Source organism: methanotrophic endosymbiont of Bathymodiolus puteoserpentis (Logatchev) (assembly GCF_900128525.1).
GTDB lineage: Bacteria > Pseudomonadota > Gammaproteobacteria > Methylococcales > Methylomonadaceae > Methyloprofundus.
In genome coordinates this window covers 1-2,188 of sequence record NZ_FQTQ01000163.1, presented here as the reverse complement: position 1 = coordinate 2,188, position 2,188 = coordinate 1, and the positions used below count along the sequence as shown (strand labels likewise).

At 39.0% G+C, this 2,188-nt stretch carries 4 protein-coding genes; all 4 read right to left on the bottom strand.

All coding sequences use genetic code 11. The annotated features are described in order from the left end of the window. Positions 1 to 179: 179 nt before the first annotated feature. The gene (locus tag BQ7314_RS15695; RefSeq protein WP_217423847.1) at positions 180 to 374 is read right to left on the bottom strand and encodes a hypothetical protein; all 195 of its coding nucleotides are present in this window, start codon (positions 372 to 374) and stop codon (positions 180 to 182) included. Positions 375 to 443: 69 nt separating this feature from the next. Then, positions 444 to 761 carry a hypothetical protein gene (locus BQ7314_RS12345; protein WP_174483990.1) on the bottom strand — a complete coding sequence of 106 codons (318 nt, stop codon included), beginning with the start codon at positions 759 to 761 and terminating at the stop codon, positions 444 to 446. A gap of 277 nt (positions 762 to 1,038) precedes the next feature. Then, entirely contained in the window at positions 1,039 to 1,836 is a 798-nt protein-coding gene (locus BQ7314_RS12340) for an ABC transporter substrate-binding protein (protein ID WP_174483989.1), read from the bottom strand. Positions 1,837 to 1,855: 19 nt separating this feature from the next. Then, entirely contained in the window at positions 1,856 to 2,110 is a 255-nt protein-coding gene (locus BQ7314_RS12335; RefSeq protein WP_245394992.1) for an alginate export family protein, read from the bottom strand. Between the last annotated feature and the right edge of the window lie 78 nt (positions 2,111 to 2,188).

Here is a 2,188-nt window from a genome sequence, read left to right as displayed (position 1 = left end):
CTCATTTGTAGCCTCTGTAAATTGTTTGGTAGCTGTTTACTTTACACCTATGTCTTGTCTCAATTCAACCAGTGTATTGCTATCCGTTACTTTCAGAGGTTATGCACTTATTATACGAATTCAGGCGGGACGTTTGAGGAGTAAGGCGTGATTTCGCGCTTAAAATCACGCCCATATTACTAAAGAGAAACAAGTGCAGATGATACGATGTCAAAATAGCTATTGAGCAGATTTGTTAGTGTTTGATAATAGAGAGTTTCCATGGTTTCTATAGGTTGCTCAATTAACAAGCTGATAATTTCATCCGCTTTGCTGCTGAGATCATTAAGAACAAGTGACGATACATTTAAAGCATTATCAATATAAGTACTCAACGACTGGTTAAGTGCAGTGAACGCTTCTACTGTAATTTGTTCTGGATTATCCAGAAATACTTGTAATGATTAGCGTGATTGTAGACCATAATCAACAAGCGTTACGATCAGCTGATCATAGTCTGCTTTGACTGCGGGAAGTATATTGTCATTAAAAGTGGCATAGAGTTCATTGCTTTTTTCGGTCGCTTCAGCTTGCCAGCGCGTAGCCGTTTCTACAGGGTGCTCATAAAACTCTAAACCTACTTCAGCAATCTTATCATGAAGTTCTAAAGCAGACTCTTTAGCTTGTGCAAGTAGCTCATTTGCTTGCTCACTAAGCTGTGTAATAAGTTGTTTGGTGGGGGCAATGATTTTTTCTTGGTAATCTAAATCTTCGATGCTCATATTAGCGTTCCTTATTTAAAAATATTAGGGGGGGTATCGGCATTAATCGTGAGGTATCTAACGGTGCTGATAGTTATTACTCGAAAATTTTAGCGTTAAGCTGTGCAAAGGGAAATGTGGCATTTTGTCGCTGAATTTGGCATGAAATATGGTTAGTAATACTAGTTTGGGGATTGGAAATGTATGAGAAATATGACTTATTACTCTGGCTATTAGGATGAATTAGGTTATTTGCCATGATGAGTTATGGCAAATAACCTAATTATATTAAACGTTATTATTTTTGAGCGTCAGGGTAAAATAATTGCTCACCTTTCTTTTTATACGCACCGATTAATGCTTGCCCTTCGTTGCTGGTGATAAACTCAATATATTTTTTCGCTAGATAATAACGCGCATGTGGATGTTTGGCCGGATTAACCGCCATAATGTGATAGGGATTAAATAAAGCTGCATCACCTTCATTGATGATGACTAAATCTATTTTATCTTTAAATGCGATATAGGTGCCGCGATCAGCCAATGTATACGCTTGTTTTTCATTGGCTATGGTGAGTACAGCGCCCATCCCTTGACCTACTGCTGAGTACCAAGAGCCACTCGGCTCTATGCCTGCTTGCTGCCATAATGATTTTTCTTTTTTATGCGTACCTGAATCATCGCCGCGAGAAATAAAGGCGGATTGCGTTTCGGCAATACGTTTAAGTGCGACTTGTATTGCTTGCTTGCTGGTAATTTTTGCAGGGTTAGATTTTGGCCCAATAAGTACAAAGTCATTATGCATCACGGCTTTTCTATCGACACCATAACCTTTTTTTACAAATTTAAGTTCGGCGGCGGGCGCATGAACAAAAACCACATCAACATCACCATTTTCACCTAAGCGTAAAGCCTTCCCCGTCCCGACTGCAATCACATCTAAACGTACGTTATAAATTTTTTCAAAGAGAGGGTCGAGTACTTTTAATAGGCCTGAATTTTCTGTACTGGTGGTGGTCGACATACGTAAAATATCAGTACTATAAGTGTTAAGGCTCAGACAATAGAGTAAGGTAAAACTCAGTATTTTTTTCATGATTATATTTTCCGGGTGATTAAATATGAAGGGACGTTTGAAAGTAAAAGTAATCGACATCACTTTTATTACTGGGTGCATTAGGGGCATTTTTAGCAAAACTACCTTTAAACAAATGTGCCCAACCTGTTTCAAATTGTAGTGTTTTGGGGATAGCTTGCCAGCGTAAGCGCATTTCCATTTGTTGACCAATATAAGCGCCACTATTGCCAGTGACATCTCTTATTTTTGCGCCTGTCCAGCTATCTTTACTTTGTAACTTCTCATTATCCACAGGCAGCGGCCGCACGGATGACTTCCGATAACGGAGGAATATCGCCTATACCCAATAAGCGATCTTTCAAATAATCCC